The sequence below is a fragment of the uncultured Oscillibacter sp. genome, assembly GCF_910587525.1.
In the GTDB taxonomy this organism is placed as follows: Bacteria; Bacillota; Clostridia; order Oscillospirales; family Oscillospiraceae; genus Oscillibacter.
The window spans coordinates 1-4,379 of sequence record NZ_CAJULS010000162.1 but is presented as its reverse complement, the minus strand read 5'-3'; the positions used below and the strand labels follow the sequence as shown (position 1 = coordinate 4,379).

The following is a 4,379-nucleotide window of genomic DNA, read 5'->3' as shown; positions in this document are numbered from 1 at the left end:
GCCAGACCATGCGCCTCAACCCCCACGGCGACGCCGCCATCTACGACACCATGGTGCGGCTCAGCCGGGGCTACGGCGCCCTGCTGACCCCCTTTGTGGACTCCAAGGGCAACTTCGGAAAGTGCTACTCCCGGGACATGTCCTGGGCCGCCCCCCGGTACACCGAGGCGAAGCTGGCCCCCATCTGCCAGGAGATTTTCAAGGACATTGACAGCGACACCGTGGACTTCGTGGACAACTACGACAACTCCATGAAGGAGCCGGCCCTGCTGCCCACCACCTTCCCCAACATCCTGGTGTCCGCCAACACCGGCATCGCCGTGGGCATGGCCTCCCAGTTCTGCGGATTCAATTTGAGAGAGGTCTGCGACACCGCCGCGGCCTACCTCAAGAATCCGGACTGCGACCTGACGGAGACCCTCCTGGCCCCGGATTTTCCCACCGGCGGGGAGCTCATCTGCGACCCGGCGGCCCTGAACGAGATCTACAACACCGGCCGGGGCAGCGTGAAGGTCCGGGCCAAGTACCGTTACGTCAAAGAGGAAAACCTCATTGAAATTTATGAAATCCCCTACTCCACCACCACCGAGGCCATCATCGACAAGGTGGCGGAGCTCATCAAGGCCGGAAAAGCCAGGGAAATCGCCGATATGCGGGACGAGACCGACCTCTCCGGACTCAAGCTCGCCATTGACCTGAAACGGGGCGCGGACCCGGACAAGCTCATGGCAAAGCTCTACCGCCAGACCCCGCTGGAGGACTCCTTCTCCTGCAACTTCAACGTGCTTATCGCCGGAATGCCCAAGGTCCTGGGGGTCCGGCAGATTCTGGAGGAGTGGACCGCCTGGCGCACGGACTCCGTCCGGCGGCGGGTGTACTTCGTGCTGCAAAAGCGCAGGGACAAGCTGCACCTCCTGAAGGGCCTCAAGCGCATTTTGCTGGACATCGACAAGGCCATCAAGATCATCCGGGAGACGGAGGAGGAGGCCGAGGTCATCCCCAACCTAATGATCGGATTCGGCATCGACCAGATTCAGGCGGAGTACGTGGCGGAGATCAGGCTCCGCAACATCAACAAGGAATATATCCTGAAGCGGGTCAACGAGACCGCCGCCCTCCAGGACGAAATCGAGGACCTGGAGGACATCCTGAACAGCCCCAAGCGGGTGAAGAAGATCATCGTGGAGGAGCTGAACGAGGCGGCGAAGAAGTACGGCGAGCCCCGCCGCACCTCCATCGTCTACGGCCACGAGATCGAGGTCTACGACGAGACGGAGCAGGTGGAAGAATACCCCGTCCACCTCTTCCTCTCCCGGGAGGGGTACTTCAAGAAGATCACCCCCCAGAGCCTGCGGATGAACGGTGAGCAGAAGTTCAAGGAGGGCGACGGCCTCCGCCAGAGCTTTGAGGCCACCTCCGCTGCGGAGATCATGTTCTTTACCAACCGGTGCCAGGTCTACAAGACCCGTCTCAGCGAGTTCGATGATTCCAAGGCCAGCGTCCTGGGGGACTACCTGCCCTCGAAACTCGGCATGGACCCGGGGGAGAGCGTGGTGTACGCGGTGCTGCCCGGAACGGACTACGCCGGGGCGCTGCTGTTCTTCTTTGAAAACGGCAAGGCCGCCCGGGTGGACCTGACCGCCTACAAGACCACCTCCAACCGGCGCAAGCTCACCGGGGCCTACTCCGACAAGTCCCCCCTGTGCTGCATCCAACGGGTGGACCAGGACCTGGAGCTGGCAGTGTATTCCACGGAGCCCCGGTGCCTGATCTTCCACACGGCCTTGCTCTCGCCCAAGACCACCCGCTCCACCCAGGGCGTGGCGGTGATGAACCTGAAGCCCAAATACCGCCTGGAGGCCGTGCGGCCCCTGGAGGAGACGGGGATCGCCAACCAGAGCCGCTACCGGGTGCGGGCTGTCCCCGCCGCCGGGGCCCTGCTGCGGCAGGAGGACAGCGAGGAGAAGCAGATCGGGCTTTTGGATGAGGAGATGAATTGACAACACACGAGGAGGAATCAATGAAAAAATTTCTGCGGACTTATGGGATCACCTTTGTGGGCTCCCTGCTGTTTTCCCTGGCGTTCAGCGCATTTTTTGAGACCAACCAGGTGGGCATGGCCGGCATGACCGGCCTGGGCCAGGTCATCAACGTGTTCCTTCCCCAGATCTCCGTGGGCGTGATTGTATTCGTATTGAACGTGCCCATCTTTCTGGTGGGCTGGAAGCTGCTGGGGTTCCACCTGCTGGCCTCGTCCCTGTTCTCCATGTTCGTCACCTCCGCCGCCATGGACGTCTTTACGCGGATGGGGCACTTTTCCGCCATGGACCCCATGCTGGCCTCCCTCTGCGGCGGTGCGCTGATGGGCCTGGGGCTGGGCATGGTGTTCTCCCAGGGGGCCACCACCGGCGGCACGGACATCATCGGCCGTCTCCTGAAGCTGAAATTCCCCTGGCTGCCCCTGGGTAAGCTGGTGCTGGTGCCGGATCTGGTGGCCCTGGTGCTGGTGGCCATCGCCTTTGGCCGCCTGGAGGCGGCGCTGTACGGCGCGGTGGCCATGTTCGTCTCCAGCCAGGTGACGGACACCGTGCTCTACGGCCTGGACAGCTCCAAGGTGGCCTACATCATCTCCGACAAATGGCAGGAGATCGCCGGAACGCTGATGGACCGCCAGGGCCGGGGCGTCACCATCCTCCAGGGCGAGGGGGGCTACACCGGGGAGGAGAAGCGGGTGCTGCTGGTGGCCTTCAAGCAGAAGGAGATTGTGGACATCAAACGCCAGGTCCACGAGCTGGACGAGGGGGCGTTTCTCATCGTCTGCGACGCCCGGGACGTGCTGGGCGAGGGCTTCGGCGAGTACCGCCAGGACGAGATCTGATTTTCACTGAATACATACGCTGGAAAGGGGAGCGCGCTATGGGAACATTTGACGCTGTGAAAAAGAATCTGGAGGCGCGGGGCTTTGCCGTGCGGGTCTTTGACACCGGAGCGGAGGCGGCGGCATATCTGGACGGGGCCGTCGACGGAAAGACGGTGGGCTTCGGCGGGTCCGTGACACTGGACCAGCTGGGGCTCTATGATGCCTTGAGCAAACACAACACCGTCGTCTGGCACTGGAGACAGGAGGCGGGGCCGGCCCGCCGGGAGGCCATGTTTACAGACGTCTACCTCTCCTCTGCCAACGGCCTGGCGGAGACCGGGGAGATCATCAACATTGACGGCATCGGCAACCGGGTTGCGGCCACGCTGTTCGGCCATGAGAAGGTTATCTTCGTCATTGGCCGCAACAAGCTGGTGCCCACCTACGAGGAGGCCCTGTGGCGGGCTAGAAACATTGCTTCGCCCCAAAACGCCCAGCGTCTGGGGAAAAAGACCCCCTGCGCCGTCAAGGGCGACCGCTGCTACGACTGCAGGAGCCCGGAGCGTATCTGCCGGGGGCTGGTGACGATGTGGGGCCCCATGATGGGCATGGAGGCGGAGGTCCTGCTGGTGGACGAGGACCTGGGACTGTAACCGGAAGAGGAAGGGGGGACGGCCTGTGAAAAAATGCTGTATACTGCTGATTGCACTGTGCCTGCTGGCCGGCTGCACCCCCCTGCTGGAGCGGGAGTACAGCACCGTGGAGCCCCACAGCAGCAAGCTCTGGGAGAGCGAGGCCGCCGGCACCCTGCGGGCGGAGAACTATCAGGATATTGTCAACGACCTTTTGATTCTCATCGGCCAGCATACGGAGACGGCCACCTTGCGGCTTTACAACGTGGACAACAAGCTCCAGGCGGCGGACCTGCTGGAGCGGGCCACAGTGGAGGTGCAGCAGGAGACGCCCATGGGGGCCTACGCTGTGGAGTATATCACCTCCTCCAGCCAGGCCCAGAGGGGCTACTATGAGGTGGAGATCCGGATCAGCTACCGCCGGACGCTGGAGCAGATCCAGGCAGTGGTGAACGCCACCAGCCCAGAGGCATTGTACGCCCTGTTGGACACGGCCCTGACCGAGGAACGGACAGAGCTGGCGGTGCGGGTGGGCTACTGGAGCCCGGAGAACGGCCAGACTCAGGTGGAAGAGGCTCTGTCCCGGGTGCGGGAGGAGCGTGGCCTGCTGGAGCGGCCCATGTGGCCGGTGCTCTACTACCCCGACGGCGGTCCGGTGGGACTGATTGAGTTTTTACTGGACCAGGAGGTGCCTCCGGAGGAGATGGAGGCCGTGGACGGCCAAGCGGAGCTGGGGGAAGAGCAGTCCCCGGAGGAATCTGCGGAAAATGAAGAAAAAATTGGTTCGAAGGGTTGACAAAGAGGGAAGGGGCTGTTATAATACTCTTTGTTCGCGGGCATAGCTCATCTGGTAGAGCGCCACCTTGCCAAGGTGGAGGTAGCGAGTT

At 62.7% G+C, this 4,379-nt stretch carries 4 protein-coding genes; all 4 read left to right on the top strand.

What is annotated here, in order from left to right:
- Nucleotides 1-2,000 (top strand): DNA gyrase subunit A (locus QZ326_RS11515; RefSeq protein WP_295745307.1); only part of this gene is annotated, 2,000 nt, incomplete at its 5' end.
- Between the two features lie 20 nt (nt 2,001-2,020).
- The gene (locus tag QZ326_RS11510; protein WP_295745304.1) at nt 2,021-2,878 is read left to right on the top strand and encodes a YitT family protein; all 858 of its coding nucleotides are present in this window, start codon (nt 2,021-2,023) and stop codon (nt 2,876-2,878) included.
- A 38-nt stretch (nt 2,879-2,916) separates the two neighbouring features.
- On the top strand, nt 2,917-3,513 hold the full coding sequence (locus tag QZ326_RS11505) for a lactate utilization protein (RefSeq protein ID WP_295745302.1): 597 nt from the start codon (nt 2,917-2,919) through the stop codon (nt 3,511-3,513).
- A 25-nt stretch (nt 3,514-3,538) separates the two neighbouring features.
- Nucleotides 3,539-4,288: a hypothetical protein gene (locus QZ326_RS11500; protein WP_295745299.1), complete on the top strand. Its 750-nt coding sequence runs from the start codon at nt 3,539-3,541 to the stop codon at nt 4,286-4,288.
- The last annotated feature ends 91 nt before the right edge of the window (nt 4,289-4,379 follow it).